Annotated in this window: 24 protein-coding genes; 9 read left to right on the top strand and 15 right to left on the bottom strand. The window is 65.1% G+C overall.

All coding sequences use genetic code 11. The features are described from left to right. Window positions 1–42: 42 nt before the first annotated feature. The 4 genes from ACOGJC_RS08105 to ACOGJC_RS08090 are packed head-to-tail and all read left to right on the top strand — an operon-like array spanning window position 43 to window position 4,635. Window positions 43–1,371, top strand: a complete 1,329-nt coding sequence (locus tag ACOGJC_RS08105; RefSeq protein WP_419847994.1) for an ABC transporter substrate-binding protein — start codon at window positions 43–45, stop codon at window positions 1,369–1,371. 18 nt (window positions 1,372–1,389) lie between these two features. Beyond that, window positions 1,390–2,247, top strand: coding sequence for a branched-chain amino acid ABC transporter permease (locus tag ACOGJC_RS08100; RefSeq protein WP_419847993.1), 858 nt, complete (start codon window positions 1,390–1,392; stop codon window positions 2,245–2,247). Next, window positions 2,234–3,928: an ABC transporter permease subunit gene (locus tag ACOGJC_RS08095; protein ID WP_419847992.1), complete on the top strand. Its 1,695-nt coding sequence runs from the start codon at window positions 2,234–2,236 to the stop codon at window positions 3,926–3,928. The genes ACOGJC_RS08100 and ACOGJC_RS08095 overlap by 14 nt, the downstream gene beginning before the upstream one ends. Beyond that, window positions 3,925–4,635, top strand: coding sequence for an ABC transporter ATP-binding protein (locus ACOGJC_RS08090; RefSeq protein WP_419847991.1), 711 nt, complete (start codon window positions 3,925–3,927; stop codon window positions 4,633–4,635). Before ACOGJC_RS08095 ends, ACOGJC_RS08090 begins: the two co-directional genes overlap by 4 nt. Before the next feature lie 60 nt (window positions 4,636–4,695). Here the strand turns inward: ACOGJC_RS08090 and ACOGJC_RS08085 are convergent, their stop codons facing one another. Next, window positions 4,696–5,331, bottom strand: a complete 636-nt coding sequence (locus ACOGJC_RS08085) for a response regulator transcription factor (RefSeq protein ID WP_419847990.1) — start codon at window positions 5,329–5,331, stop codon at window positions 4,696–4,698. A gap of 184 nt (window positions 5,332–5,515) precedes the next feature. On the opposite strand from ACOGJC_RS08085, the gene ACOGJC_RS08080 reads away from it, so the two are divergent. Then, entirely contained in the window at window positions 5,516–6,022 is a 507-nt protein-coding gene (locus tag ACOGJC_RS08080) for a MarR family winged helix-turn-helix transcriptional regulator (protein WP_419847989.1), read from the top strand. Window positions 6,023–6,024: 2 nt separating this feature from the next. Here the strand turns inward: ACOGJC_RS08080 and ACOGJC_RS08075 are convergent, their stop codons facing one another. The 13 genes from ACOGJC_RS08075 to ACOGJC_RS08015 form a co-directional block, all read right to left on the bottom strand. After that, the gene (locus ACOGJC_RS08075; RefSeq protein ID WP_419847988.1) at window positions 6,025–7,488 is read right to left on the bottom strand and encodes an aldehyde dehydrogenase; all 1,464 of its coding nucleotides are present in this window, start codon (window positions 7,486–7,488) and stop codon (window positions 6,025–6,027) included. Beyond that, window positions 7,488–7,703, bottom strand: a complete 216-nt coding sequence (locus ACOGJC_RS08070) for a ferredoxin (RefSeq protein WP_419847987.1) — start codon at window positions 7,701–7,703, stop codon at window positions 7,488–7,490. The genes ACOGJC_RS08075 and ACOGJC_RS08070 overlap by 1 nt, the downstream gene beginning before the upstream one ends. After that, complete coding sequence (locus ACOGJC_RS08065; protein WP_419847986.1) at window positions 7,703–8,974, bottom strand: cytochrome P450; 1,272 nt, start codon at window positions 8,972–8,974, stop codon at window positions 7,703–7,705. Before ACOGJC_RS08065 ends, ACOGJC_RS08070 begins: the two co-directional genes overlap by 1 nt. Before the next feature lies 1 nt (window position 8,975). Then, window positions 8,976–10,319, bottom strand: a complete 1,344-nt coding sequence (locus ACOGJC_RS08060; protein ID WP_419847985.1) for a glutamine synthetase family protein — start codon at window positions 10,317–10,319, stop codon at window positions 8,976–8,978. 23 nt (window positions 10,320–10,342) lie between these two features. Continuing rightward, the gene (locus ACOGJC_RS08055; protein ID WP_419847984.1) at window positions 10,343–11,323 is read right to left on the bottom strand and encodes an alcohol dehydrogenase catalytic domain-containing protein; all 981 of its coding nucleotides are present in this window, start codon (window positions 11,321–11,323) and stop codon (window positions 10,343–10,345) included. 1 nt (window position 11,324) lies between these two features. Beyond that, entirely contained in the window at window positions 11,325–12,491 is a 1,167-nt protein-coding gene (locus ACOGJC_RS08050; protein ID WP_419847983.1) for an acyl-CoA dehydrogenase family protein, read from the bottom strand. Beyond that, complete coding sequence (locus tag ACOGJC_RS08045) at window positions 12,492–13,184, bottom strand: GntR family transcriptional regulator (RefSeq protein WP_419847982.1); 693 nt, start codon at window positions 13,182–13,184, stop codon at window positions 12,492–12,494. Beyond that, window positions 13,181–15,073, bottom strand: coding sequence for an ATP-binding cassette domain-containing protein (locus ACOGJC_RS08040; RefSeq protein ID WP_419847981.1), 1,893 nt, complete (start codon window positions 15,071–15,073; stop codon window positions 13,181–13,183). The genes ACOGJC_RS08045 and ACOGJC_RS08040 overlap by 4 nt, the downstream gene beginning before the upstream one ends. Then, window positions 15,073–15,960, bottom strand: coding sequence for a branched-chain amino acid ABC transporter permease (locus tag ACOGJC_RS08035; RefSeq protein WP_419847980.1), 888 nt, complete (start codon window positions 15,958–15,960; stop codon window positions 15,073–15,075). The genes ACOGJC_RS08040 and ACOGJC_RS08035 overlap by 1 nt, the downstream gene beginning before the upstream one ends. Then, window positions 15,957–16,649 carry an ABC transporter ATP-binding protein gene (locus ACOGJC_RS08030; protein WP_419847979.1) on the bottom strand — a complete coding sequence of 231 codons (693 nt, stop codon included), beginning with the start codon at window positions 16,647–16,649 and terminating at the stop codon, window positions 15,957–15,959. The genes ACOGJC_RS08035 and ACOGJC_RS08030 overlap by 4 nt, the downstream gene beginning before the upstream one ends. Before the next feature lie 65 nt (window positions 16,650–16,714). Continuing rightward, entirely contained in the window at window positions 16,715–18,034 is a 1,320-nt protein-coding gene (locus ACOGJC_RS08025; RefSeq protein ID WP_419847978.1) for an ABC transporter substrate-binding protein, read from the bottom strand. Window positions 18,035–18,166: 132 nt separating this feature from the next. Then, window positions 18,167–19,207: a peptidase M29 gene (locus tag ACOGJC_RS08020; protein WP_419847977.1), complete on the bottom strand. Its 1,041-nt coding sequence runs from the start codon at window positions 19,205–19,207 to the stop codon at window positions 18,167–18,169. Window positions 19,208–19,224: 17 nt separating this feature from the next. Continuing rightward, on the bottom strand, window positions 19,225–20,436 hold the full coding sequence (locus ACOGJC_RS08015) for an acyl-CoA dehydrogenase family protein (RefSeq protein ID WP_419847976.1): 1,212 nt from the start codon (window positions 20,434–20,436) through the stop codon (window positions 19,225–19,227). A 120-nt stretch (window positions 20,437–20,556) separates the two neighbouring features. Between ACOGJC_RS08015 and ACOGJC_RS08010 the strand changes: the two genes are divergently transcribed. The 4 genes from ACOGJC_RS08010 to ACOGJC_RS07995 are packed head-to-tail and all read left to right on the top strand — an operon-like array spanning window position 20,557 to window position 24,207. Next, on the top strand, window positions 20,557–21,372 hold the full coding sequence (locus ACOGJC_RS08010; protein ID WP_419847975.1) for an acetoacetate decarboxylase family protein: 816 nt from the start codon (window positions 20,557–20,559) through the stop codon (window positions 21,370–21,372). Further along, window positions 21,372–22,643, top strand: coding sequence for a cytochrome P450 (locus ACOGJC_RS08005; protein ID WP_419847974.1), 1,272 nt, complete (start codon window positions 21,372–21,374; stop codon window positions 22,641–22,643). Before ACOGJC_RS08010 ends, ACOGJC_RS08005 begins: the two co-directional genes overlap by 1 nt. After that, on the top strand, window positions 22,643–23,503 hold the full coding sequence (locus ACOGJC_RS08000; RefSeq protein WP_419847973.1) for a catechol 1,2-dioxygenase: 861 nt from the start codon (window positions 22,643–22,645) through the stop codon (window positions 23,501–23,503). The genes ACOGJC_RS08005 and ACOGJC_RS08000 overlap by 1 nt, the downstream gene beginning before the upstream one ends. Further along, window positions 23,500–24,207, top strand: a complete 708-nt coding sequence (locus tag ACOGJC_RS07995; RefSeq protein WP_419847972.1) for a type 1 glutamine amidotransferase — start codon at window positions 23,500–23,502, stop codon at window positions 24,205–24,207. Before ACOGJC_RS08000 ends, ACOGJC_RS07995 begins: the two co-directional genes overlap by 4 nt. Window positions 24,208–24,216: 9 nt before the next feature. Here ACOGJC_RS07995 and ACOGJC_RS07990 read toward each other — a convergent pair whose 3' ends face one another. Continuing rightward, window positions 24,217–25,530, bottom strand: a complete 1,314-nt coding sequence (locus ACOGJC_RS07990; RefSeq protein WP_419847971.1) for a glutamine synthetase family protein — start codon at window positions 25,528–25,530, stop codon at window positions 24,217–24,219. Window positions 25,531–25,569: the final 39 nt, after the last annotated feature.

The raw sequence follows: 25,569 nt of genomic DNA, 5'->3' as shown, positions 1-25,569 counted from the left end.
GGGTGCCAGAAACGCGGAAACAAACCACAACGGAGGAACCACATGAACATCACAACCAAATGCATGATGAGAGTGATCGCGACACTGGCTTTGGTTGCCATTGTCGCTTTCGGGTGCGGAGACGACAGTTCGTTGTCCAGCAGCGAATCGCCGGAAGAGGCAGCCCCAGCAACCGCGGCACCTTCACAAGACGATTCGGCCCCGGTCCCCCAGTCAACTCCACAGGAGGAACCAGCGCCTGCCCAAGAGCCAACCCAGGATTCGGGGAGCGATGTGGCACGCGAGCCTGCGAACACTGAGCCCATCAAGCTCGGAGCGATCTCCACGCTCTCGGGGCCGGCCTCTTTCCCCGAGTCTCATTCCGCTGCTCAGGCTGTTTTCGACCGGGTCAACGCTTCTGGAGGAATCGGCGGACGGTTGATCGAGTACTCCGTCGAGGATGACGGATTTGATCCCGCCCTTGCCGCGCAAGGGGCGCGCCGATTGGCTGATGAGATTGGAGTGGTGGCAATGGCAGGTTCGGCCAGCGTCCTCGAATGCGCGGTGAATGCGCAGTTCTACGCCGAAGTCGGGCTGTACTCGATTCAAGGAACGGGCATTGATCCGGTCTGTTTCGCCACCTCGAACATCTCGCCGGTCAACACCGGTCCCTTCTTCTCCGACACCGTTGCCCTGTTCTATGCGAGCGAGAGCCTCGGTGCTGAGAACGTTTGCTTTGGCGCTTTCGATGTTCCCGGCTTCGAGCCGGCGTACAACGCCGCGGTTGCAGAATGGACAGCGACCACTGGCAAAGAGCTTGCCTATAGCGATACGACGCTCATATTCGACGGTGATCTGACGCCGTTCATGCTCGAGTTGGAGAGCAACGGATGCGATGCCGCAGTTGTTCAGGCCAACGATTTCCACTACGTCGCCATGATGCAGATCAAAGAGGCTCAAGGTCTCGATGTGCAGATAATCGGACTCACTTCCGGGTATACAACAGCCGTCGCCGAGCAGCTAGGGGCCACCGGCAACGGACTGATCCTGGCTTCAGAGTTCGAGCCGTTCACTGACTTCGACAGCGCAGTGCTGCGCGACTGGCGCGATCTCATGGACGAGGCTGGTGTACCGCAGACGTCATTCGCCCAAGGCGGCTATCTGGCGGCTTCAATTATGGTAAGCGTCCTGGAGGGGATCGAGGGTGAAATCACCCGGGAGTCAGTAGCAGCAGCCCTGATCGGCTTCGAGCCCGTCGACACCGGTCTCACCGGAACGCCCTATGCGTTCGGTGAAGGCGATGCCCATGGTTCCAACCGGGCCGCCAAGTTCGTTGAACTCGTCGATGGCTCGTGGACCGTCAAGACACCGGAGTGGATCATCGTCCCGTAATGCGGGCGACAGGCCCCCATGATCCGCGCCCTGGCCACCTCGCTCAACTCCGGCGCAACCTACGCCCTGTTCGGGGTGTGCGTAGTGCTCACCTATCGGATGGCGGGCACGCTCAACTTCGCTACCACCGCGGTCGGTGCGCTCAGCGCGTTCTCAATGCTGGTGTTAGTAGAAGATGGTGTTCCCATCGCCCAGGCGGCAATCGTCGGCCTGGCTATGGGTGCCATTATCGGCGGGCTGATTGGCTCTGCATTTGCCATCTGGTTCCGAGACCATGAGCCGCTGACCCGCAGCGCGGTCACCATCGCCCTCCTGTTGGGCTTGCTCGCCGCAGGCTTCCGGATCTTCGGCGACAGCCCTCGAGCATCCCGCCCGTTCCTTCCGGGGCGCTACACAGAAGTCGCTGGCGTGCGGATCACCTACGACACGATGATGGCCGTCGTCGTCACTTTGGTCGTCGCAACGGCAGCCAGCCTGCTTCTGAGCCGCACTCGAGTTGGGGTCCGCCTCAGGGCAATGGCGCAGGACTCCGTCACAGCCGAGCTGAACGGCGTGCCAGTCGCCGCCCTTACCACGGTGGTCTGGGGGGCATCCGGCAGCCTGTCCGCCCTCGGAGCGATCCTGGTAGGACCGGGCCGGCCAGCCGCCTTCGCCCCGCTGGTGTTCATGCTCATGCCTGGGCTGGCCGCCGCCCTGGCTGGTCGCTTTGAGCGGGTGTGGCCGACGCTGATGACCGGTTTCGTCGTTGCTTTCTTGGAGGCGTATTCGGCGCGGTTCTCCAGCTTCAGCCGCTTCCGCGGAACCATACCCATCATCTTCATATTGGTGCTGCTTCTGTGGCAGCGCCGTGCGGAGACCTGGGATGACGCTCGCTGACGCTCGATTCGCGGGCATCGCTCTGGCGGTTGGCGTTGCCGTGTCGACCCTGAGTGATTTCCGGGTTTTTCTGACAACCAGCGCGATTATCACGGCGATCATCGCCCGATCTGTTGGCTTTCTGTATTCGGACACGCGGATGGTCTCGCTTTGCCAGGTGAGCTTCGCGGGGGTGGGGGGGTGGGCAGTCGGTTGGATAGCACTGCATTCGCAGGTGCCGGTGGAAGCAGCATTGCTATTGGGCGGGGTCGCGGCGGTCCCAGTAGGAGTTGTCGTAGGCGTCCCAGCGCTTCGGCTGAGGGGGGTAAACCTCGCAGTGGCGACGCTTGGGCTGGCAGCCGCAATCCAGGTTGCATTGTTCAACCGGGGCTTTCCGGGCGCTCGTGAAAACTTCGCCGTTCATAGACCCGGAATCGCGATCTCTGAGGTTCGATTTCTGTGGTTCACGCTTTGCGTCGCTGTTCTCCTGGAGCTTGGTCTGCGCCTTCTTCGCCGTAGGACAATTGGCACGACTTGGGCCATGGTGGGGCAGTCCGAGCGAGCGACTGCCGCCGCGGGTCGTTCTGTCGTTGTCACCAAACTCACCGCTTTTGCGACCAGTGCCTTTATCGCTGGCATTGCCGGTGGCCTTCTCGCCCTCCAGATTGGGCGAGTGTCTGCCCGCCAGCTGGAACCGGTTGACTCTCTTGTCGTCTTCGCGCTGGCTGTCATGGCCGGCGCGGGGAACGTACTTGGCGCGGCGGTGGCCGGTGTGCTGTCGGCATGGTTTCCCGAACTGCTCCGGCTGCTTGGGTGGTCGCAGGACTTCGGCCCGATGATTTTCGCTGTCGGTGCTGCGCAGGTATTGAGCCAAGGGGGCGACGGCCTAGCTAGTCAGTGGATGAAACTTGCAGGCAGATTCAAGCGAATGCGGCGAAAGCAGGTAGGGCGCTTAGTCGAGGCGGAAGAGTGCCCACCGCCTAATGTCCGCCGATCTTCGTTGGTCGTCCGAGAGCTGGCCGTGGACTATGGGTCAGTTCGAGCAGTCGACAACGTGTCAGTCGTCGTGGAAGCCGGCCAGGTTGCCGGGGTCATCGGACCCAATGGGGCAGGGAAGTCGACACTCATTGATGCAGTCACGGGATATGTGCCAGCGGCGGGCGGAACCATGCGGCTGGGATCCGACAGCCTGGACGGCCTTGCCGTACACCGGCGCGCCCGGGTCGGGCTGTCGCGAACCTTCCAGCGCGAACGGACGCCTGCGAACCTCTTGGTGGGGGAATACCTTTCCACAGCCTCCCGTGACCGAACCTCAGCCGCGCAGCAGGAATGGCTGCTCGCCCTCTTCTCCGTCCCGAGGCCCGAGACGCCTGTCGCGCATCTCGATTCCGCAGAGCGTCGTCGGCTGGAGCTGGTTGCGGCGCTTAGCTCGTCGCCCTCGGTCGCACTGGTGGACGAACCCGCGGCGGGCCTCACCGATGCAGAATCGAGTCAGCTGGGTACGGCGTTGACCCGGGTGGCCCGAGAGTGGGGCATCGCCATCCTGCTGGTTGCGCATGACCTGCTTCTCGTCCGTCAAGTCTGTGAAGTCGTGACCGTTCTCGACCAGGGAAAGATGATCTTTGTCGGGCCGACTGCGCAGGCGCTCGCCGATCCGGTGGTGATCGCCAGCTACCTGGGTGTCGAAGAGGACCTGAAATGAACCCGGCAGAGACCCCGATCCTCGTTGTTCGCGATCTCGTCGTCCAGCGCCACGGGGTTCCGGTCGTCAGGGGAGCAAGCCTTGATGTTCGACCCTCTCAAGTTGTCGCGATTGTGGGGCCCAACGGCTCGGGAAAGACAACCATGCTGGAGGCAGTGTCCGGGGTCATCAAACCTTCTCGGGGCTCTGTCTTGCTCCAAGGCACCGATATCACCAAGAAATCGAGGAGGCACCGCAGCCTCATGGGGCTCCGCCATGTGCGACAGGGTCGATCGATTTTTGCCGACCTCTCCGTTGAGGAGAATCTTCGGGTAACGGCCAATGACGTCGAAAGGGCATTCGAGATCTTTCCCGAGCTGCGAGACAGAGCACGCTTGTTGGCGAAAGACCTGTCGGGCGGAGAACAGCAGATGCTTGTGCTCGCACAAGCGCTGATCTCCCAACCGTCGTGCATCTTGATCGACGAGATCTCCCTCGGCCTCGCCCCGCGGGTGGTGAAACGACTTATCGGTGTTGTCAAGGAAGCGGCCGAAGCGGGAAGCGCCATCCTGCTTGTGGAGCAATTCGCGTCTGTGGCTATGGATATCGCTGACGTAGCAGTGGTCCTTGTGCGCGGCAAAATAGCCCTGATCGAGAGAACAGAAGCCCTACGGGACGATCCGAGTGTTCTCCACAACGCCTATTTGGGCAGAGACCTACCTGAATGACGAGGTATGCCGATATGGGGGGCTGATATGGCCAGAACGGGGGGTTCTGAACGTTCGTCTCTAAGGAGCTCTGGCAAATAGACCGGGAATCAAACCGAGCCGGATTCCCAGAGCAGAAGCATGCGCTCGGTTCTCGGCCCCCAATTTGGTGAGAATGTGCTCGACGTGGGTAGCCACCGTGCTCGAAGCGATATACAGCTCGGTCGCAATTTGCGCGTTCGACTTTCCCAGCGAGATGAGTTCTAGAACTTCGCACTCTCGGGCACTGAGCACTCCGGGAGTGCTCTCGAACGGAATAGCTCCAACAAGATTGTTGATGGTCGGGCTGATCAGGCACAGGCCATAGTGATCCATGTCGGTGATGTCCTGTGCCGACTCAGTCGAAAAATGCATACCTCCAAACCCTTCAGCGCCTCCGGGGAGGGGAATTGAGACACCGCCGCCGAAACCTGCCGGCACTACGTAATCCTTAACAGTGTCGGGAAGTGGGTCGAGATCCCAGGTCTCAGTCAAACGGGTTCCCCGAGCTTCTGGTTTAAGGCTGCTCCACTCTTGAAAGAAGGCCTTGCTGCTGAGGCGGCGAGTCATTTTGTCGGTGTATCCCCGGCTGCACACAACTTCGCTGTGCCCGTCAGAGTTCGGAGTAGCGGTGATGCACATTCCAACAAAGGGCAGAACAGAGTGGATTTCATCCACGATTACGTCAATGCGATCCTCCGCTCGCATTGCTGAGGCCGCGACCGTAGACACAGAACTAACGAACTGTGCGACCTCCCCCAGCGATCTCACAAATCGAAAGTATCACAGCGCACAATCATCCACACCCGCAGTGTGGATGCGAAGGAGGTCAGACGCGTCTGGCAATCTACCTAGAGATCCCATGCCAGCCGACTCCACTCCCACCGAACGCCTCCTCGATGCCGAGGTCGACATTCAGGCTCGGCTGGGCGACGAGCCCCTCGACTTCGACTCGATGCAGGCCATCTCGAACATTTATCGGGCTGCGGCGGCGGTGCGGCGCCGGGCGGAGCGCGAGGTGCTGGCCGAGGCCGGTTTGTCGTGGGGCGGCTTCACCATCTTGTGGGTGCTGTGGGTGTGGGGAGAGATGGAAGCCGCTCAACTGGCCTCCGAGTGCGACCTGGCCAAGGGCACGCTGACCGGGATGGTTACCACCCTGGAGAAGCAGGGCCGGGTGGAGCGCACCCGTATGCAGTCGGACCGCCGCCGCGTCACCGTGGCCCTCACCCCGGCCGGACTTCGGACGATCGAGCAGCTGTTTCCCCAGTTCAACGAATTCGAAGGCAAAATGAGCGGGGGCCTCAGCATTGCCGAGAAGCACGAACTGGCCCGCTTGCTGCGGGTAGTAACGACGAACGCTTCGGGGTAGGGTCAACCGATGACGAAGGGGTCGCGGGTGGCGCCGGTTAGTTCTATCCAGACGGTTTTGGTTTGGAGGAAGCCGTCTAGGGCTTCGAGGCCGTTGTCTCGGCCGTAGCCTGATTGTTTGAAGCCGCCGAAGGGGGCCATGTAGCTCACGTTGCGGTAGGTGTTGATCCACACCGTGCCCACCCGTAGCGCTCTCGACACTCGGTGGGCTCGGCGGATGTCGTTGGTCCAGATGCCGGCGGCCAGTCCGTAGTCACTGTCGTTGGCCAGCTTCACCACCTCGTCCTCGTCTTCGAAGTCGAGCACCGCCAGCACGGGGCCGAACACCTCCTCCCGGACGATGGTGGACTGGTTGGAAACGCCGGTGATCACGGTGGGGCGCACGAACCGCCCGCCGAGGTCGGGGTCGACCACACCGCCGGCGGCAATGGTTGCTCCCTCTGAGCGGGCTTGGTTGATCATGGCGAGAATTCGGTCGCGCTGGGCGTCGGACGCGGACGGTCCCATCTCCGTGGCCGGGTCGGAGGGATCGCCTAGCACCAGCTCATTGGCTCGGGCCACTACCCGGCCGACCACCTCGTTGGCGATGTCTCGGTGAATGTAGGCCCTCGATCCGGCAATGCAGGTCTGTCCGCTGGCGGCGAAGATCCCGGCCAAGAGCCCGTTGGTCACCGTCTCCGGGTCGGCGTCGGAGAAGATGATCTGGGGCGACTTGCCGCCCAGCTCCAGCACCGTGGGCGTCAGGTTGTCGGCGGCGGCCCGGGCCACGTGCTTGGCGGTGGCCCCGCCGCCGGTGAAGGTGATCTTGTCGATGTCGGGATGGGAGGTGATGGCCGCGCCCACCTCGGCCCCGCCGGTCACCACGTTGATGACGCCGGGGGGAAACCCGGCTTCAGCGGATCGCTCGGCCAGCATCAGGGCGGTGACCGGGGTCAAGTCGGAAGGCTTGATGACCGCGGTGCATCCGGTGGCCAACAGGGGGGCCAGCTTCCAGGTCAATAGGGCCAATGGCGAGTTCCACGGGATGATGGCGCCCACCACGCCGATGGGCTCGCGCTCGGTGTACACCAAGAAGTTGGGCGACGGGCTGGGCAGCTGCTCCCCGCCGATCTTGTCGGTCATCCCGGCGAAGAAGTCGTAGTAGCTCTGCAAGCCTTTGGCCTGCGCCGATGTCTCGCGGATGATCTTGCCGTTGTCCCGGGTCTCAACGGTGCCCAGGAGCTCAGCGTCGCGGCTCAGCAGCTCGCCCAGGCGGCGCATCAGCCGGGCTCGCTCGGAGGCGGCCATGGTGGCCCAGGGCCCGTCGGTGAACGCCCGCCGAGCGGCCCGGACGGCGTCGTCCACTGCGGCCGGATCGTCGGCCACCTCGGCCCAAGGCTCACCGGTGAACGGGTTGGCCGTGGCCATACGCCGGCCGTTGGGCGGGGGAGCGAACCCCCCGTCGATCCAGTTGTCGTAGATCTCCATCAAGAATTCCTTTCCACTATGGAGATGGCCTGGCCGGGGCAGCGGTCTACCGCTACGGCAGCTCGGTCTCTAGGCAGCAGGCCATCGCCGACGACCGACGAGATGACGATGTCGTCGTCGAGTTCAAACACCTCGGGTTCGAGCATTTCGCATATGCCGCCGCCGATGCACAGCTCCTGGTCTACCGCCACCCGCACCATTTCGTCGTCGGCCATCAGTTGCTCCCCCCGGCTGGCCTCATGCCCACCGAGAGCACACCGTGGACGAAATTTGATCGGGCTCGCACTGGCTCGCTGGTCTGTTCCAGGCAGATCGAACGCTTGGCCATCTCCTCCAGCAGCACGGTCACCTCCAACCGAGCCAGAAATGCCCCTAGGCACAGATGGGGTCCGCCGCCCCCGAAAGCGAAATGATCGCTGTTGGCCCGGCCCGCTTTGAATCGGCCAACATCAAATCGAAATGCGTCCTCGAACACGGCTTCGTCGTGGTTGGCCGAGGCGTACCACATCACCACCTTTTCGCCCCCGGCGATGGGGGTGCCGGCCAGCTCGGTATCGGTGGTGGCCGTGCGCCTCATGTGCATCACCGGGGTGGCCCATCGCAGGATCTCCTCGGTGGCCGACTCGATCATCGACGGATCGTCGAGCACCCGCTGCCACTCGTCGGGGTTGGCGGCCAGCACCATCCCCCCATGGCTGATGGCAGTGCGGGTGGTCTCGTTCCCGGCGAATACCAGCAGGTGGAACATGTTGCGGTACTCGTTTCGCGACATCCGCTCGACGTCGGATTCGGCCTGCACCAAGTGCGAGACCAAATCATCTCGGAGATCGTTCTGGCGCTGCTGGCGCATGCCCTCGCCGTACTCGAACAGCGCATGGCTGGCCGGGCTGTTGAACGGCAGCAAGCGCAACTCGGTGGTGTTTCCGAATGCATCGGGGGGGATCGACTGGGCGTCGCCGGTGCCCTCCACCAGGTAATTGGACAGCTCCACCAAGTAGTCGGCGTCGTCGGTGGGAACGCCGAGCATGGTCAAGATCACCTGGATGGGCAGCGGTGCAGCCACCATGTCCACCCAGTCGCCGCCTCCCTGGGCAACGAATTCGTCAAGCAACTCGCCGGTGATGGCGCGCACCGTCTCCTCCCACCGGCGGATGTTCTTGGGGGTGAAGGCGCCGGCTACCAGGCGCCGGAGCCGGGTGTGGTCGGGGGCGTCGGTGTCGATGAGCGATCGCCGGGCCTCCAGTGCGTCGGCCTCCAAGTCCCACAGGTTGGTGTGGCCGATGGCCGACGAGAACAGCTCGGGGTTCCGGGACACATGGCGCACCTCTGCGTGGCGGGTGACGGCCCAAAACCCCCCGTCCTCGTAGGGATGCCAGGCCAGGCCGGGGATGGCCCGCAGCTGGGTGAAGCGGTCGTGGGGGATCCCTTCGAGATAGAGGCTGGGATCGGTGACGTTCGGCGTGTCGACCACAGCAGAAGGAGCCATGTCAGCAGTGCTCCGCATATCGGGCTCGCTCCCAGTTGTTCACCTCGTCGGGATGGGGCGAGTTCTCTGGGGCCATCGCCAGCTCGTGGTCGGCCAGGGTCAGGAAGCCCTCCGAGAAGACCTTCCCCAGCATCTCGGCCAGCGGGCTGTCTCGATAGGCGGCGATTGCCCCGGCCAGATCGGCGGGCAGCGGCTTCGAGTCGCCGGGGTCGGCGTACATGTCGCCCTCGCTCATGGGCGGCAGGGGCAGCGCCCGCTCGATCCCGTCGAGGCCGGCGGCCAAAATGGCGGCGATCATCAGGTAGGGGTTGGCGTCGGCCCCCGCCGAGCGGAACTCCACCCGGTTGGCCTGCGATCCGGCTTCGCAGATGCATCGGCACAGCACCGAGCGATTGTCGAGACCCCAGTGCACGTGGGTGGGCACGAACGTGTAGGGGCGGATGCGCTTGGGGCCGTTGATGGTCGGGGCGCCCAGCAGCGTCATGGCCTCGGCGTGCTCGAAGAGCCCGGCGATCCAGTGCCCCATGAGCTGGTTGGGCAGGCCGTTTGAGTCGGCGAAGGCATTGGCCCCGCCCCCAGACAGGCTGGTGTGGATGTGCATGCCCGATCCCGACGGCTCGGTCCACAGCTTGGGCATGAAGGTGGCCCGCATGCCGTGCTGGACGGCCACCTGCTTGACGATGCTCTTGAGCAGCACGGTGTTGTCGGCGCAGGTCATGGCATCGGAGTGGCCGATGTTGATCTCCATCTGCCCTGGGCCGTACTCGGGGTTGGACGACTCCAACTCCAGGCCGGCCCCCAGCAAGCCGTGGCGCATGTCCCGCACGCAGTCCTCCAGCTCTAGGGCGTCAGTGAGCGAGGAGTACTGGATGTGGTTCTGCACCGGCGTCCAGTCGGGGGCACAGATGTAGAACTCCAGTTCGGTGGCCACCACCGGATCCAACCCAGCTTGGCGGCATCGTTCGATCTGGTCGGCCAGCACGTTGCGGGGGGCGGCGGGGTGGGGCTCGCCGTGGGGATCGAAGGTGTCGGCGAACAGCAGGGCATAACCCGGACGATGGGAGAAGATGCGGGCGGTGGAGACGTCGGGGACAAGATGGCAGTCGAGAAAGCCCGACTCCATGTTGATGTAGGGGTGGTCGGGCAGGTCGTTCTGCATGTCGAACGCGAAAATGGCATCGGCAATGTTGAGGCCGCCGTCGATGGTGGTCGAGAAGAACCGCTCCACCGGTACCCGCTTGCCCCGGATATGGCCCAGGGTGTCGGGTGTGGCCACCTCGACGGTGTGGACTTCCGCCTGCTCACAGGCAGTGCGGAAGTCGTCGATGCTGGAGGGCTCAGCCATGATTCGAATACCTCGCTGACGGGCTAATTGGCATGGGCTTGGTTGATCAGGAGCACCAGGCGACCTTCGACGTCGCCGGCGCGCAAGCGGTCGTGGGCCTGCTGAGCATCGGTGAAGGGCATGGTCTCCACCGGGGCGACGATCGACGGTTCCCGGCGGGCCAGGTCGAGGAGCTCGCCCAGCTGCGGCCGGGTGCCCCAGATGCTGGACATGAATCGAGCTTCATGGGGGACGGCTCCAACGCCGAACGGGATGCGGCCGCCATAGAGGCCGACCGCCACCACCAAGCCCTGCCTGGCCACCGCGCCGGCCGCCGTGGCCAGGGTGGCGTCGCCGCCCACGAAATCGATCACCGCATCGCAGAGCGGCAGTTCGTCGTCGGCGTCAAGCGCCTCGTCGGCGCCCATAGCCAGCGCCGCGGCCCGCTTATCGGCGGCCCGGTCGAGGACAAGCACCTCGGCGTCGGACAGCAGTTTGAGGTAGCGCAGCGCGAACTGGCCGATTCCGCCGGCACCGATGACCAGCACCCGGCGTTTCCGACCGGGACGGCGCAGCGTGTCCAGAGTTTGTTGCACCGCCCGATAGCCGGTGAGGCCCCCGCAAGCCAGCGGCGCGCTGGCCACCGGGTCGAGGTCGCCCAGCGGGTACAGGTACGCCCGGTCGGCGATGGCCATGCGCTCGGCGTAGCCGCCGTCGACCACCAGGCCGGCCTCGGTCGCGTCGGCGCAGATCATCTCGTTGCCGTCGGCGCACTCCCGGCACTTTCCGCATCCCCAGGGGGCGTACACCATCACCGGCCCCAGATCGGAATGGAATCCGGTGACCTCGTGGCCCAAAACGATGGGCAGCGGGCTCGGGAACTCTCCGTCCACCACGTGCAGGTCGGAGTGGCACAGCCCGCAGGCGATGACCTCTATGGTCTCACCGCTGGTCGCAGCGGGCTCGGGGTAGTCGTCAACCACCACCAGAGGAGACTTCCGAGCTTCTAGGACGACGGCGCGCATGTCAGTAGCTCTTGGGCAGCCCGAGGCACTTCTGGGCTACGAAGGCCAGCACCAGGTTGTTGTTGATCGGGGCCACTTGGTACAGCCGGGTCTCGCGGAACTTGCGCTCGATGTCGTACTCCACTGCGAACCCGAACCCGCCATGGGTATTGAGCGCGGCATTGCCCGCCTCCCAAGAGGCCTCCGACGCCAGCAGCTTGGCCATGTTGGCCTCGGCCCCGCACGGTTCGCCGGCATCGAACATGTTGGCCGCCTTCCACCGCATGAGGTCGGCGGCTTGGAGGTTGGTGTAGGCCCGGGCCAGCGGAAAGGCCACCCCCTGGTTCATGCCGATGGGCCGCCCGAATACCTCGCGCCCCTTGGCGTACTCGCTGGCCTGTTCCAAGAAGAAGCGACCGTCGCCGATGCACTCGGCGGCGATGAGAATCCGCTCGGCATTCATGCCGTCGAGGATGTGCCGGAAGCCCTTCCCCTCGGTGCCCACCAGGGCGTCGCCCGGCACCACTACGTTGTCGAAGAACACCTCGGTGGTGTTGTGGTTCATCATCGTGGGGATGGGGTTGATGGTCAGCCCCGGCTTCAGCTCGCCGTCGTCGCCTCGCAGCTCGATGAGGAATACCGACAGGCCGTCCATACGGTTCCCCACCTCGTCGGCCGGGGCGGTGCGGGCTAGCAAGATCATCAGATCGGAATAGAGCGCCCGCGACGTCCAGATCTTCTGGCCGTTGATGCGCCAGGTATCGCCATCGCGCTCGGCCCGGGTGCGGATGGCGGTGGTCTCCGAGCCGGCGGTGGGCTCGGTGACCCCGAAGGCCTGTAATCGCTTACGCCCGTCGGCCACTTGAGGGAGGTACCGCTGCTTTTGCTCTTCCGAGCCGTGGCGCAGCAGCGTGCCCATCACGTACATCTGGGCGTGGCACGCGCTGGGGTTGCCGCCGCTGGCCGAGATCTCCTCCACGATCACCGACGCCCCCGCCAGGCTCAGCCCGCCCCCGCCGTACTGCTCGGGGATCAGCGATCCGAGCCATCCGTGAGCGGTCAGCTCGGCCACAAACTCTTCCGGATAGCCAGTGGGCTCCAGCTCGCGCCAGTACTCGTTGCCAAACTTGTCGCAGAGTCGGCGGACCTCAGTTCGGATCAGTTCGAAGTCGGCGGGGCTTGCAGTCACCTAGTCCTCCCAGAATCCCTGGCGCTCCAGATGGTCCACCGCGGCCATGCCCGATTCGTGGAGGTGGTGCTCCATCCGGCGGCGGGCCTCTTCTGCGTTGCGTTCGACGATGGCCTCAAGGATGGCGGCGTGGTGCTGAACGGCCTGGGCGTCCCAGCCGTCGGTGAACTCGTAGTAGTCGGCCGGAACCGAGCGTTCCAGCAGCCGCAGCAGCCAGCGGGTCCGACGGGGGGCGCTGCGGTTGATGATCCGGTGGAAGGCCCAGTTGAGCGCGGAGAGGTCGTCGTTGGTGCCGTCGACGAACCGATCGTGGATGGCTCGTAGCTGCTCGATCTCTTCTTCGCTCAAGGTGTCGGCGGCAATGGCTGCCGCTCGTCCGGCCACTACTCCGAACAGCTCATAGTGGTCGACGATGTCTTCAGGAGTCAGATCAGCTACCACGGCCCCGCGCCGGGGGATCAGGTCCAGCAGCCCCTCTTGGCCCAGGATGACCAGGGCCTCTCGGATCGGGCTCCGGCTGACGTCGAGCGCGGCGGCCAGAGCTTCTTGGTCGATCTTTGTCCCTGGTTTCAGGGCTCCGGTGAGGATTTGCTCCCTCACATAGAGCACCACGTCGTCGGCCAGTCCGCCTCGCCGACGGTTTGGCGGGCGGGTGCCCTGGTAGGGATCGGGGAAGACGGCCAGCTCGGTCATGTCGCCGACGATCCGAGGTAGGCGGCCTGCACCGAGGGGTCGGCTTGGATCTCCTCGGGGGTGCCTGAGGCGATGACCGAGCCGCGGTCGAGGCAGTAGATGCGATCGCAGATCCCGATGATGAAGTCCAAGTCGTGGTCGATCACCACCACGCCTGCACTTACCAACGCGGCCATTGTCTGCACCTGCTCGACCATGGCTAGCGACTCGGTGTCGCTCATACCCGAGGTGGGCTCGTCGAGCAGCAAGAACAGGGGCCGGGCGGCCGCGGCCCGGGCCAGCTCCAGTCGGCGGGAGTTGCCGTAGTCGAGTTCGCTGGCCCGCCGGTCCCGGTGGTCCCACAACCCGGCGGCGGCTACGAGCACATCGGTTTCGGGGGCTGAGCGGTCATCATGCTCCGCTATGGCCACCAGGCGGGTCACCTCCACGTTCTCCCGCACGGTGAGCGACCCGAACAGCCGCAGGTTCTGGAAGGTGCGGACCAGGCCGGCTCGGGCTACCTCGTGCGACGGGGTGCCGATGAGGTCGGTGCCGTTCAGCCGAACTTGCCCTGATGTGGCGGGAACGAGCCCGGTGATGACATTGAGCATCGTGGTCTTGCCCGCCCCATTCGGGCCGATGATGCCCACCACCTCACCGCTGCTCACTTCAAAGCCTGACTGGGAGAGCGCTTGGAATCCGCCGAAAACCACACTGACGTCGCTCACCTCGAGCCGGGCTTCGCTTTCGTCGCTCATGGTGGCCTGCGGGACTGGGGGGGCGCTCTGGGTCCGAGTGAACCGTCGATAGAGCCAGTCGTCGAACTCCCAGTCGCTGAGCAGGCCCTTTGGCCTCCAGATCATGAAGCCGAGCATGGCGACGCCAAGGAACACGGTTTGAAGATTCTCTCGGAAGATCCAGTCCAGTGGCTCGCTGTCGAGCCCGAGCCCGAACACTTCGAATCCGTCTTGACCCATTCGGCGGGCCAACTCCCGTCCCACCGTGATCACCGCCACGCCGAACAGCGCGCCGGTGACGCTGTTGCGACCTCCAACGATGAGCATCGTGAGCGTCAACAGCGTGAAGAAGAAGAAAAAGTCTTCGGGGAGGAGCGAGCCAGTCTCATATACCTTCAAGCTGGCCCCTACCGACACCACGGCCACTGAAGTCAACAGCGCAATCATCTGCTGGACCATGGGGTTCACGCCCATGGCCCGGGCCGCCAAGTCGTCCTCCCTCCCCGCCTTGGCCAATCGGCCCCGCCGGCTCTGGGCGAAGAGACGGGCCAGCACCAGGGAACCGGCCAGCGCCAAATAGATGGGTACTCGGGTGTCGAGTTTGCCCCCGATGCGGAACGACAGACCGGCGCGCTCTCCACCGGTCAACTCCGGCCAATGACGGGCCACCTCGTGGGTTACAAACAGCAGCGCCAGTGTGATGACGGTGGCGGCTACCGCCCCCGACTCAGCCCCGGAGCGAGCCAGGCCAATGCCTACGAAGATGGCGACCACCACCGTGACGGCGATGGCGACGCCCACTGCGCCCCAAGAACCCATGTCCACATCGGTCAGCCCCAACGGCGCATCGGGAATGCGCTTGACCTTTTCGGCTGGCGCGATGGCGAAGATGGCGAACGTATAGCCGGCGATGGCCCCGAACCCAATATGGCCAAACGACAGCACCCCCGTGTTCCCGACATAGATCTGGATGCCCAGCACGATGATTGCGTTGATCATGGCGGTGGTGACCAGGCGCTCGCCCGCTCCGCCGAAAGAGCTCTGATACAACAGCCCGACGGCAACGAAGACGCCGAACAGCAGCCCCACCCCGACAATGGGGAAGGCCACGTCGCGGCGCAAGTTGGGGAACATTCCCGCGTGGGCGGCGTTGGGGCCGCGCTGTTCGGCCATCACACCCGCTCCGCGTGGGCTACTCGGATGAGGCCCTGAGGCCGGAAGATGAACAAGAGGGCAATCATCAAGAACACGAATCCCTCTGTGAGGCTGGCCACCGAATCGGGCAGCCGCGACCGCAAGAGAACCTCAGCCAGGCCGAGCACGATGCCACCCAATACTGCGCCCCGCAGGCTTCCCAAGCCTCCGATCAGCGCGGCCAACACCCCCTTGAGCATGGGGGTGATCCCCACAGTGGGAGTGGTGTGCCCGGAGCGCATGAGCCAAAACACGCCGGCAATGCCGGCCAGCAGGCCGGAGAGGGCAAATGCCCCCCGGATCACCGTGTCGGAGCGCACGCCCATGAGCCGGGCGGTATCGAAGTCGGCCGCCGCCGCCCGCAGGGCCAGGCCGAACATGGTGCGCTGGATGAGCCAGGATGTGGCCAACAGGGTTACCAGCGTCACCCCGATCACCACTGCGTCGTACACCTCAATATTCAGCGAGCCGACTGGGAATGTGTTGGCCACCCATCCCGGTTCGGAAAACGTCTTGACCGACGCGGACACGTAGAGCAAGAAGATGGCCGACACCACGAAATGGACGCCGAAAGACGTCAACAACAACGTGAAATCGGAACTGCCTCGGACCCGGCTGAATGCAACCCTCTCGATGACGAGCGAGGTGACGATGGCGGTGCCGATGATGACCGGGGTGACCAAGTACCACGACCAGCCCTCGCTGATAGTCCAAAACGCCACGTAGCCCGAGACGGTGATCAATTCGCCATGGGCAAAGTTGAGCAGATGCATGACGCCGAAGATCACCGCCACGCCCAGGGCCAGCAGTGCGTAGATGCTGCCCCGACCAAGGCCGTCGATGAGATTCTGAAGCAACTCAGTCATTGCCCGTTGCCTCCGACGAAGGTGTCGAACAGGTCGGGGCGCTCGCGCAGCTCAGCTCCCGTCCCTTCGGCCACGATCTCTCCCGATCGCAAGACGTAAGCCCGGTCGGCCACCTCCAGCATGCGGGTGGCGTTCTGCTCCACCACCAGCAGGGTTCGTCCTTGGTTTCGGAGGGTCTCGATCAACTCGAACACCACATCCACCAGCACGGGTGCCAGCCCGAGCGAGGGTTCGTCCATCATCAGCAGTCGGGGCTTGGACATGAGCGCTCGGGCGATGGCCAGCTGCTGGGACTCTCCCCCCGAGAGGTAGCCCGCGGCCACCGTCCGCTTCTCTCGCAACACCGGGAACCGCTCGCCCATCTCGTCGAGCAATTCGGCCCGTTCCTCGCGGGACTGGGTGATTCCGCCGATCTTCAGGTTCTCCTCAACGGTGAGATCGCCGAAGATTCGCCGGTGCTCGGGCACCAGCGCCACGCCCAGGCGCAGCAGCTTTTCCGGCGAGTGGCCGGTGATTTCGGCCTCCTCGAAGGTGACCGATCCAGCTGCGGGGGAGAGCAGGCCGGCGATCGACCCCAGAAGCGTGGTCTTTCCGGCGCCGTTGGGCCCGATGAGGCCGACCACCTCACCGGACCCAACCCGCAGATCGGCGTCTCGAAGCGCTGAGATCGCACCGTATCTGGTTGTCAATCTCGAAACTTCGAGCATGGTGCTAATGGTATGTGAGCAACAGGCCTGAGTTTTCCGGCCTGCGTTTACCCGATGGTGGCGACCAGGGTGTCCACGCCGTCGACGATCCGGTTGATCGGCACGGCCTTGGGCGGGATGCCGTTGGTGCCGGCGAAGGTGATCTCCCCCGTCAAGCCTTGGAAGCCCTGGATCTGGGCCACCGCGGCGCCGATGTCGGCTGGGTTGTCGCAACCGCAGTTCAACATGCCCTGGATGCCCAGGAACATGGAGTCCACGTACAGCGCCATGAAGCCCCGGCTTTCCAGCGCTTCGCCCTTGGCCGCTTCATAGTCGGCCAACATGGTGTCGATGCGATCACCAGGGGAGATGCTGGTATGCGGGGTGTGGGCGATGCCCTCGTTGTTGGCCTCGAACTGGATGCCGGTGGCGTCCAAGGCGTCGGTGCCGATGTAGGTCAAGCCGTCGAGACCCTGGCCCTCAAGCTGGCCCCGCAGCGCGGTGACCTGGAAACCGAGGGCGGCGGAGAACACCACCTCGTTGTTCTGGGACACACCAACGATCTCGTTGACCTGGGCCGAGAAGTCGGTGTCAACAGCCCACACGTAGGTCTGGACACTGACCACCTCGCCGCCGAGCTCCTCGAATTTGGCGATGAAGGCGTCGGGGTTCACGCCGGTGTAGGGGATTCCCTCACCTTCGGTGAACACAATGGCCCGGGTGATGCCCTGGTCGTAGGCCCACTGGGCCGCGGCCCCAGACATGCCGTGGTCGTCGAAGGTCACCAGGAACGAGTTGACTGAGGCGTCGGCCAGCGTCGGCTCGGTCGAGGCCGCTACGAACAGTGGGACCTGGCCCTCGGTGGTCTGGAGGATCGGCAGGGCGAAATCGGCAAACGGCGGGCCAATAAGGAAGTGAGCCCCCCAATCCAGGAGCTCCTGGGTGGCCAGCACCGCGTCGTCGCCGACCTCGGCAACTCGGACCTCAACCGGCGAGCCGTTGATGCCGCCGGTGCAGTTGACCTTCTCGGCGATGAACGGCACCAGCTTCGAGCCGGGGATGTCCACGAACCCAACCACGTCGCTGAAGTCCATGGCCATGCCCACTCGGATGGGATCGCCAGTGGGCGGCGCGGCGCAGTTGTTCAGATCGGCGGCCAGGATGCCGTCGATGTCGATGCTGGTGGCCATCGGTTCAGGTTCCGGCTCTGGTGCGGGCGCCTCAGTGGGCGCCTCGGTTGCGGCAGGCGCCGGGGCCTCCGTTGGAGCTTCGGTTGGGGCGGGTGCCGGTGCGGCATCGTCGCCGTCATCGTCGTCGTTGCCGCAGGCGGACACCACTAGGGCAAAAACCGCCAGCAAAGCGATCAAGAACTTGAACTTGAGTTTCATGAACTCCCCCTCCTCGGTCAGGTTGCGCGAACCTTACGGGACAAATCGTTTGGGAGCAAACGACCTTTGTATACAAAATTCAAAATACATTTTCTGCTTAGAACTGTCAATGGTCAATCGGAGCAGATGCCGTCATTCAGGAAGCAGCTCGGCAATCAACTTGCCCGCCACCACTACCGGAGCACCGTCCAAGGTCACGGTGCAGGCCCGCATGGGCAAGTCGAAGTGGCCTCGGCAAAATCTCCCGGCCACCTCGTTGGCCCCGGTCGAGTACAAGAAATTGCCGGCGAAAGCCCGGAGTTCGGTGCCGTTGTGGTCGGCCTTGTCCCACAGCGCCATGGCCTCCCAACGGGCCGAGGTGTTCATGCCCCAGCCGACGTGGCTCACGGCGTAGGCGTCGGACTCCTCGAAAGCAGCTAAATACGAGCGGAACAGCTCGGCGTCCACCCCGCTCCCCTCGATGGCGGTGATGTAGTCGTCTACCACGGTCAGGGTCACTGGGTCGCGGATGTACTCCTTGAAGGTGAGGTTGACGTCGCCGGGGGCCAGCACCACCGTGCCGTTCACAGTTCCCGCGGCGGGGAACGCCAGCACCAGGCCGCCGGGCCAGTGGGCGATGGTCCCCGGATCGGGGCACCAGCCGTGCGACCCGGTCCGTACTGCGCCGGTGAGATCCACGGTCAGGTTGGTGCCCGCGTCGGAGACCACCTCCATCATCTCGGCTTGCTCCAGCCGGGCCACACCGGTCGCCACCCGATCAGCTAGGGCCGGATCGTGGGGCCACCGCTCGGTGTTCTCGGGGTGCTCGTTGGAGATCATCAACACCCGGGCCCCGCTGGCCAGGATCTGGCCAAGCTCGGGAGCGTGGAGCAACCCCTCCACCGTGCAGTCCACGATGAACTCGGCATTGGTAAGGGCCCCCAGTGCCGCCGGGCTGGCGGCCAGTGCCACCGACGCCCCGGTGGAGCGGATCGGCAGCGGCCCCGGATTGGGGGGTGTGGTGACCACCACGTCCACGGGGGCAACCCCGCATTGCGACAGGGCCAGGCGGGCGGTCTGCACTATCTCAGGTCGGCTCCGGGTTTCCGACAGCACAACCGCGGTCTCGGTCGGCTCCAGGTTGCACGCTTCAAACTGCTCGGCGTATCGCCTCACCCAGGTGCTCTCGATCATCGGTGGGCGCCCCTTGATCACACCGGAGTCTCGGTGGCGTCGTCAAAGAGGCCAGCTCGGCCGAGGCGGTCGAGACACACATCCATGCTCCAGGGGTGCATGGCCGCGCCGCACCGGGCGTCGCGGTAGAACTGCTCCAGGCGAGACGGCCGCAGCAGTGCTCGCCCGCCGCACACCCGCAGCGCCAAAGACGCCAGTTGGGGAGCGCCGTCCATGGTCGTGACCATCGAGCTCCACGCCCGCCGCACCGCGGCTGGCTCGGGATCGACCCCGCACTCGCCCAGCACCCGGTAGCACAGGGCCTGGGCCCGGTCGTAAATGAGGTTCATCTCGGCCCAGCCCTGCTGCTTGATGTGATTGGAGCGCCGGGCCGTCGGCCCGCCGTCGCCGATGAGATACTCGGAGGTGGCGTCCATGATGGCCCCCATCAACCCCAGGTAGGCGAACGACAGGGTCATGAAGAAGTACGGCCACCGTGCTGCTGCTTGGTCGAACATTCCCGGCGGGATCCACTCGCGCTCGGCGGGGACGAACACATCTTCCAGCAGCAAGTTGCGGGAGTCGGTGGCCCGCATCCCCAGCGAATCCCAGTCGCCCTCAATGTGCAGACCCTCGGAGTCGGCGGCCACGCCCATCAGGCGGACTCGGGGGTCACCTTCCACCACGCACACGACGTTGTGGATATACGCCGCCCCGCTGAGCGAGGCGAAGATCTTTCGCCCGCTCACCCGGTAGCCGCCGTCTACCGGCACGGCGATGGTGGCGTACCCTTCGGTGGCCCCGGCGGCGATTCCCTCGGAAAAAGGCTGGCTGTGGATGTGACCTTGCTCGACAATGCCCTGCCACAGCACCGCCCGCCGTGCGTGCAGCGTGGACCGCTCCTCGGGGTCGAGCTCCATGTCGTCGGCCACCTGGCCCACCATCAGAGTGGTGGCCGCGTGCATGTTGAAGGTCAGCCCGGTAGCCGCGCAGTGGCGCCCGAGTTCCTCGGATGCCAGGGCATAGCCCACGAAGTCGGCGCCGAGGCCGCCCGCTGATTTGGGAACGCAGATTGCCAACAGCCCAGCGTCGGCCAGATCGCGCCAGTTCTCATACGGGAAGGCCGCGTCCCGGTCGTACTTGGCCGAGCGGGCGCCCAGCGCGGGGCCGAGCGCTCGAACCCGCTCCACGAGGGCCGCTCGCTCGGGAGTGAGCACCCCATCGTGTGCCGCGAGGTCGGTAAGCGTCACTGCGTCTCCTGGTCCTGGACGGGTGCAAATCCCGTATACACAGCCTCGACTCTATTTCCACGGCGCTCTTTTGCGTTAGCCCAGTTGAGTCGTTTGGTACCAAACGAATATACTGCCGGCGTGGCCGACCTCCAAGGGTTCATGTATCCCCGTACGCCGACTGGCGCTGGCAGCATCTTGCCGGGTCCGCCGTGGCACTACTCGGGGGAGATGCTCACCGTGGAGTTCCGCACCGATCCGGCCAACGTGGCCGAGCTCCTCCCCGAGCCGCTGGAGCTAGCCGACGACGACCCCGGCGCCGTGGCCCTCATTTGGGCCGACTGGCAGAGTTGCAGCGACACCTTCGAAGAGATTCTCGACCCGGCCCGGTCCCAGTACAAAGAGGTGTTCTTGGTGGTTCGCTGCACCTATCAGGGCCAGATCTTCAGCCGGGCGGCCTACATCTGGGTGGACAAGGACTTCGCCATGGCCCGGGGCCACATCCAGGGCTACCCCAAGAAGATGAGCGAGATCTGGATGACCCGCCCGGTGGCCCACGGCAAGGCCGGACCCCGGCTCGAGCCCGGCGGGCAGTTCGGCGCCACCCTCAGCACATGGGGGCGGCGGATCGCCGAGGCCCGGTTCACCATCCGGGGCACCGCCGAGTCGCCCGGATTCGTCAACAGCCACCCCATGCTGCACAGCCGCCAGATGCCGGCCATCGAGATGGACGGGCGCGACTCGCTGGACGAACTGGTCACCATGCGGGGTTACGACGCCGACCTCGGCCCGGTGTTCAGCGGCGATGCCGAACTGGTTCTGCCCGACAACCCCACCGAGGAGCTCACCCGCTTGGCGCCCTTCGAAGTCATCGGCGGCTACTACCGCCAGGTGGGCAACTCCATGGCCGGGGGCACCACGCTGTGGGCCGCCCCCAACCCAATGGAATCCGAGTGATGGCCATCCCGGCCTATGTCGACGACTACCTGGCCGACCTCGGTCCCGACGACGCCGACATCACCGATCACGACACCTACGTGGCCGGCGTCCCCCACGCCACGTTCACCCGGTTGCGGGCGAAAGACCCGGTGCACTGGACCGAGGAGGCCGACGGGGCCGGGTTCTGGTCGATCCTGCGCTACGACGACTGCCTGGCGGTGAGCCGCGACGTCGAATCGTTCACCTCGTCGCTGGGCATCCGTCTCGAGGAAATGGACGCCGAGCAGACCGAGGCCCGGCGGACCATGATGGAGATGGACCCCCCTGAGCACACCCGGCTGCGCCGCCTGGTGAACAAGGGCTTTACCCGCCGGACGGTGGAGACTTTCGAGGACTCCATCCGAGAGCTGGTGGGGGAGGTGCTCGACAAAGCGCTGGCCAACGACGAGTTCGACTTCGTCCACGACATCGCCGAGGAACTCCCCATGAGGATGCTCGGCCGCTTGTTGGGCACCGACGACACCGACGGCCGCAAGCTGGTGGCCTGGGGCGACGCACTTCTGGGCAACACCGACCCCGACTTCACCGATTTTCCGGTGGACCTCACCGACACCGAGCAGTTCCGGATGGTTCCGTTCCGCAGTCCTGCGGCCATAGAGATCTTCCAGTACGCCCAAGACCAGGCCGCCGACCGGCGGGTCTGTCCCCGAGACGACATCATCACCAAACTGCTGGCCCCCACCATCGACGGCGACCCGCTCACCGACCTGGAGTTCAACAACTTCTTCACCCTGTTGGTGGCCGCCGGCAACGACACCACCCGCTACACCATGACCCACGGCATGTGGATCCTGCTGAACCATCCCCATCTCTGGCAGGCGTGGCAGGCTGATCCCGGTTTGACCACGACCGCGGTGGAGGAGATCCTGCGCACAGGATCGGTCACGATGCACTTCCGCCGCACCGCCACCCGAGACGTTGAGATGCGAGGATCGCAGATCCGGGCGGGCGACAAGTTGGTGATCTGGTTTGTGGCCGCCAATCACGACCCCGAGGGATTCGAGCGGCCGTTCCGATTCGACTTGGGTCGCGAGCACAACGACCACATGGCGTTCGGCCGCAACGGGCCGCACCTGTGCCTCGGGGCCTGGCTGGCCCGCATGGAGGTCAGGCTGGTGTTCGAAGAGCTGATGAAGCGGGTGAGCCGCTTGGAGCCCGCTGGCCCGACCGACCGGCTGCGCTCCAACTTCATCTCCGGGATCAAGCGGCTTCCGGTTCGGGTGCGCTGATGGGCGCCATTGTCGGGGCTGGCCTGATCTCCCATGTTCCCCCGCTGGTGATGCCCGAGGCGGCTCGCCGGGAGCTAAACAACGGCGAAGACACCACGCTGTTCCAGGGCCTCCACGACTTGGGCGCCCAGCGGCTGCGCCCGCTGGAGGCTGACACCGTGGTGGTGGTGGACACCCACTGGTTCACCACCGTCGAGCACATCGTGACCTCCCACGACCGCCGCTGCGGACTGTTCACCTCTGAGGAACTGCCCCGGGGCATGTGCCAGATGCCCTATGACATGCCCGGCGACCGGGAGCTGGCCGAGGCGTGGTCGGCCCAGGCCGCCGGGCGAGACGACACCTGGATCACAGCCATCGACGACCCCCATCTGCCGGTGCACTATCCCACCATCAACCTGCTGCCGTTCCTTCAGGGTGACGAGGCCTGGGTGTCGGCCAGCATCTGCCAGACCGCCGAGCCGGCCGACTTCCTGCTGTTCGGCGAGCTGTTGGGCCAGGCGGTGGCCGGAATTGACCGCCGGGTGGTGGTGCTGGCCAGCGGAGGACTGAGCCATCGGTTCTGGCCTCTGCGCCAGTTCCGCGACCACGAGGGCGCCGATCCTGCCCTCCATCTCCGCACGCCCGAGGCCAGAGTCGCTGATGAGCACGTCATCGATTGCCTGATCAAGGGCGACCACGCCGGAGTGCTTGAGTATCTGCCGGAGTTCTCCATCCACGCCCCCGAGGGGTTCTTCGGCCACTACTTGACCATGGTCGGCGCCCTGGGCGGGTCAGCCTGCACTGCCCCTGGCGAGCAATTCGGCCAATACGAGGCGGTCGCCGGAACCGGCCAGGTGCATCTATGGTTCAGCCCGTGAAGCGCGCCCTGGCCATCGCCCACGAGTTGGACGGTCTTCCCGGCCAGATAGCCACCCGTTTGCGCCAGCGGGGCTACGAGGTCCACATCCACGTGGTGACCCACGACTACGACCACCCCAACATCGCGGTGCCCTTCCCGTCGATGGACGACTACGACCTGCTACTGCCCATGGGCTCGGTGCGCACGCTCACCGACAAGGACGAGATCGACACCTGGATCTACGAAGAGCTCGACATGATCAGACAGGCACACCAGGAGGGCAAGTCCGTGCTGGGGATCTGCTTCGGCGGGCAGCTCATCTCTGAGGCGCTGGGCGGCGAAGTGGAGGTGTCCCCGGTGACCGAGATCGGCTGGTTCGAGCTTGACGACGGGGAGGACGGCCCCAACCCGGCCGGGCCGGGGCCGTGGATGCAGTGGCACCACGACCGATTCACCCCGCCCCCCGGGGCCGAGGTGCTGGCCCGCAACGACAGCTCCGTGCAGCTCATCAGGATCGGCAACACAGTGGGAACCCAGTTCCACCCCGAGGTCGACGTGGCCCACGTGGAGTCGTTCCTACGGCTGGCCCCCCAGGACTACTTGGACGAGTGCGGGGTGGACTTCGACCAGCTCATGGAGGAGACCCGCCAGCACGAGATGGCCAACATCAAGCAATGCCACGCCTTTGTCGACTGGTATTTGGACGAGGTGCTGGCCGAATAGACCTCTCGCTCAGTGGTACATGAGGTACTCGTCGAGCTCCCACTGAGTTACCTCGCCGCCGGGCACGTCCTGGCCCACCGCGGCGATGTAGCGGTCCCACTCGGCTTGCTTGTTGGCGATGAAGTTCTGGCAAAGGTCGTCGCCCACCGCGTCCATCAGCAGAGGATCGGCCATGAGGTGTACTAGGGCGGCGGCCAGGCTGGGCGCTGCTCCCACATCGGTGTTGACCTCTTCGAAACCGTCGGTAGTGAGCGGGTCGGGGCACTCCAGGTCATTGACCACACCTAGCCGGGCGGCCTGGAGGACGGTGGCCACCCCGAGATGGATGTTGACCGAGCCGTCGGCCACCCGGTTCTCGATCCGGGTGGCCGCCCCCCGTGCCTCGGGCATCCGGTTGGCCGCGCAGCGGTGGTCGTGTCCCCAGTTGGCCCAGTAGCCGTTGAGCTCTGCCGGCTGGAGCCGCCGGTAGGCGTTCACCGTGGGGGCGCATAGCGCGACGAGCCCCTGGTGGTGGGCCACCAGCCCGGCCAAGCAACCCTTGGCCAGGGCCGACAGGCCGTCGTCGGCGGAGGTGTCGTTGAAGGCGTTCTGACCGTCGGCGTCGACCAGAGAAAAGTTCACGTGTACCCCGCTGCCGGCCACCCCCACGAACGGCTTGCCCAGAAAGGTGAGGTCCAGCCCGTGGCTCAGGGCCACCTCTCGGGCCAGCACCCGGAACAAGAACGCCTCGTCGGCCGCTTTGAGGGCGTCGTCGTATTGCAGCGTCAACTCGAACTGCGACTCGTCGTACTCGGCGTTGATGCTCTCCAGCGGAAACCCGCATCGCCAGGCGGTGCGGGTGATGTCGTCGATCAGCCCGGTCGGGTCGGCTGAGCGGCCCGTGCCGTAGACGAACGACCGGGGAGTGTCCCAGCGATCCCAGCCGCCCTCGCCGTCGGGCTGGAGCACATAGGCCTCGAACTCGATGCCCACTTTGGGCGAATAGCCCAGGTCGGCCCACGCCGCGATGGCCTGCTGGAGGGCGCAGCGGGCCGAGACCACATAGGGCTGTCCCCGGAAGTCCAGATGGCCGACCACCACGCCGGTGGCGTCGTCCTCCCAGCTGGTGCGCACATCGACGGGGTCAAAGGAGGCCACCACATCGGGAAGCCCCTCCAGCAGATAGGCACCGGGGGCCGGGATCAGGCTGCGGTCGTAGCCGAGGGCGAACGTGGTGATGCAGTGGCCGGTGCCCTGCTCGGCCAGATGGACGGGCAGGTACTTCCCACGGGCCAGGCCGAGATGGTCAGGCCACAGCACGCGAATCCGGTCGTAGTCGCTCATGGTGCGGTTCCTCTCATGACGAAGATGCAGCCGGTGGGC

Origin of the sequence: Candidatus Poriferisocius sp. (assembly GCF_965204015.1) — a bacterium.
Lineage (GTDB): Bacteria > Actinomycetota > Acidimicrobiia > Acidimicrobiales > Bin134 > Poriferisocius.
Note: the sequence above shows the minus strand (reverse complement) of the source record. Positions and strands in the feature narration are given on the sequence as shown.

Coding starts and splice junctions, on each gene's coding strand:
- ACOGJC_RS08040 (WP_419847981.1), bottom strand. CDS start 15,073: ATGGCCGAACAGCGCGGCCCCAACGCCGCCCACGCGGGAATGTTCCCC.
- ACOGJC_RS08035 (WP_419847980.1), bottom strand. CDS start 15,960: ATGACTGAGTTGCTTCAGAATCTCATCGACGGCCTTGGTCGGGGCAGC.
- ACOGJC_RS08105 (WP_419847994.1), top strand. CDS start 43: ATGAACATCACAACCAAATGCATGATGAGAGTGATCGCGACACTGGCT.
- ACOGJC_RS08000 (WP_419847973.1), top strand. CDS start 22,643: ATGGGCGCCATTGTCGGGGCTGGCCTGATCTCCCATGTTCCCCCGCTG.
- ACOGJC_RS08020 (WP_419847977.1), bottom strand. CDS start 19,207: ATGATCGAGAGCACCTGGGTGAGGCGATACGCCGAGCAGTTTGAAGCG.
- ACOGJC_RS07990 (WP_419847971.1), bottom strand. CDS start 25,530: ATGAGCGACTACGACCGGATTCGCGTGCTGTGGCCTGACCATCTCGGC.
- ACOGJC_RS08065 (WP_419847986.1), bottom strand. CDS start 8,974: ATGGCTCCTTCTGCTGTGGTCGACACGCCGAACGTCACCGATCCCAGC.
- ACOGJC_RS08005 (WP_419847974.1), top strand. CDS start 21,372: ATGGCCATCCCGGCCTATGTCGACGACTACCTGGCCGACCTCGGTCCC.
- ACOGJC_RS08075 (WP_419847988.1), bottom strand. CDS start 7,488: ATGGAGATCTACGACAACTGGATCGACGGGGGGTTCGCTCCCCCGCCC.
- ACOGJC_RS08025 (WP_419847978.1), bottom strand. CDS start 18,034: ATGAAACTCAAGTTCAAGTTCTTGATCGCTTTGCTGGCGGTTTTTGCC.
- ACOGJC_RS08095 (WP_419847992.1), top strand. CDS start 2,234: ATGACGCTCGCTGACGCTCGATTCGCGGGCATCGCTCTGGCGGTTGGC.
- ACOGJC_RS08060 (WP_419847985.1), bottom strand. CDS start 10,319: ATGGCTGAGCCCTCCAGCATCGACGACTTCCGCACTGCCTGTGAGCAG.
- ACOGJC_RS08055 (WP_419847984.1), bottom strand. CDS start 11,323: ATGCGCGCCGTCGTCCTAGAAGCTCGGAAGTCTCCTCTGGTGGTGGTT.
- ACOGJC_RS08045 (WP_419847982.1), bottom strand. CDS start 13,184: ATGACCGAGCTGGCCGTCTTCCCCGATCCCTACCAGGGCACCCGCCCG.
- ACOGJC_RS08070 (WP_419847987.1), bottom strand. CDS start 7,703: ATGGCCGACGACGAAATGGTGCGGGTGGCGGTAGACCAGGAGCTGTGC.
- ACOGJC_RS08080 (WP_419847989.1), top strand. CDS start 5,516: ATGCCAGCCGACTCCACTCCCACCGAACGCCTCCTCGATGCCGAGGTC.
- ACOGJC_RS08090 (WP_419847991.1), top strand. CDS start 3,925: ATGAACCCGGCAGAGACCCCGATCCTCGTTGTTCGCGATCTCGTCGTC.
- ACOGJC_RS08100 (WP_419847993.1), top strand. CDS start 1,390: ATGATCCGCGCCCTGGCCACCTCGCTCAACTCCGGCGCAACCTACGCC.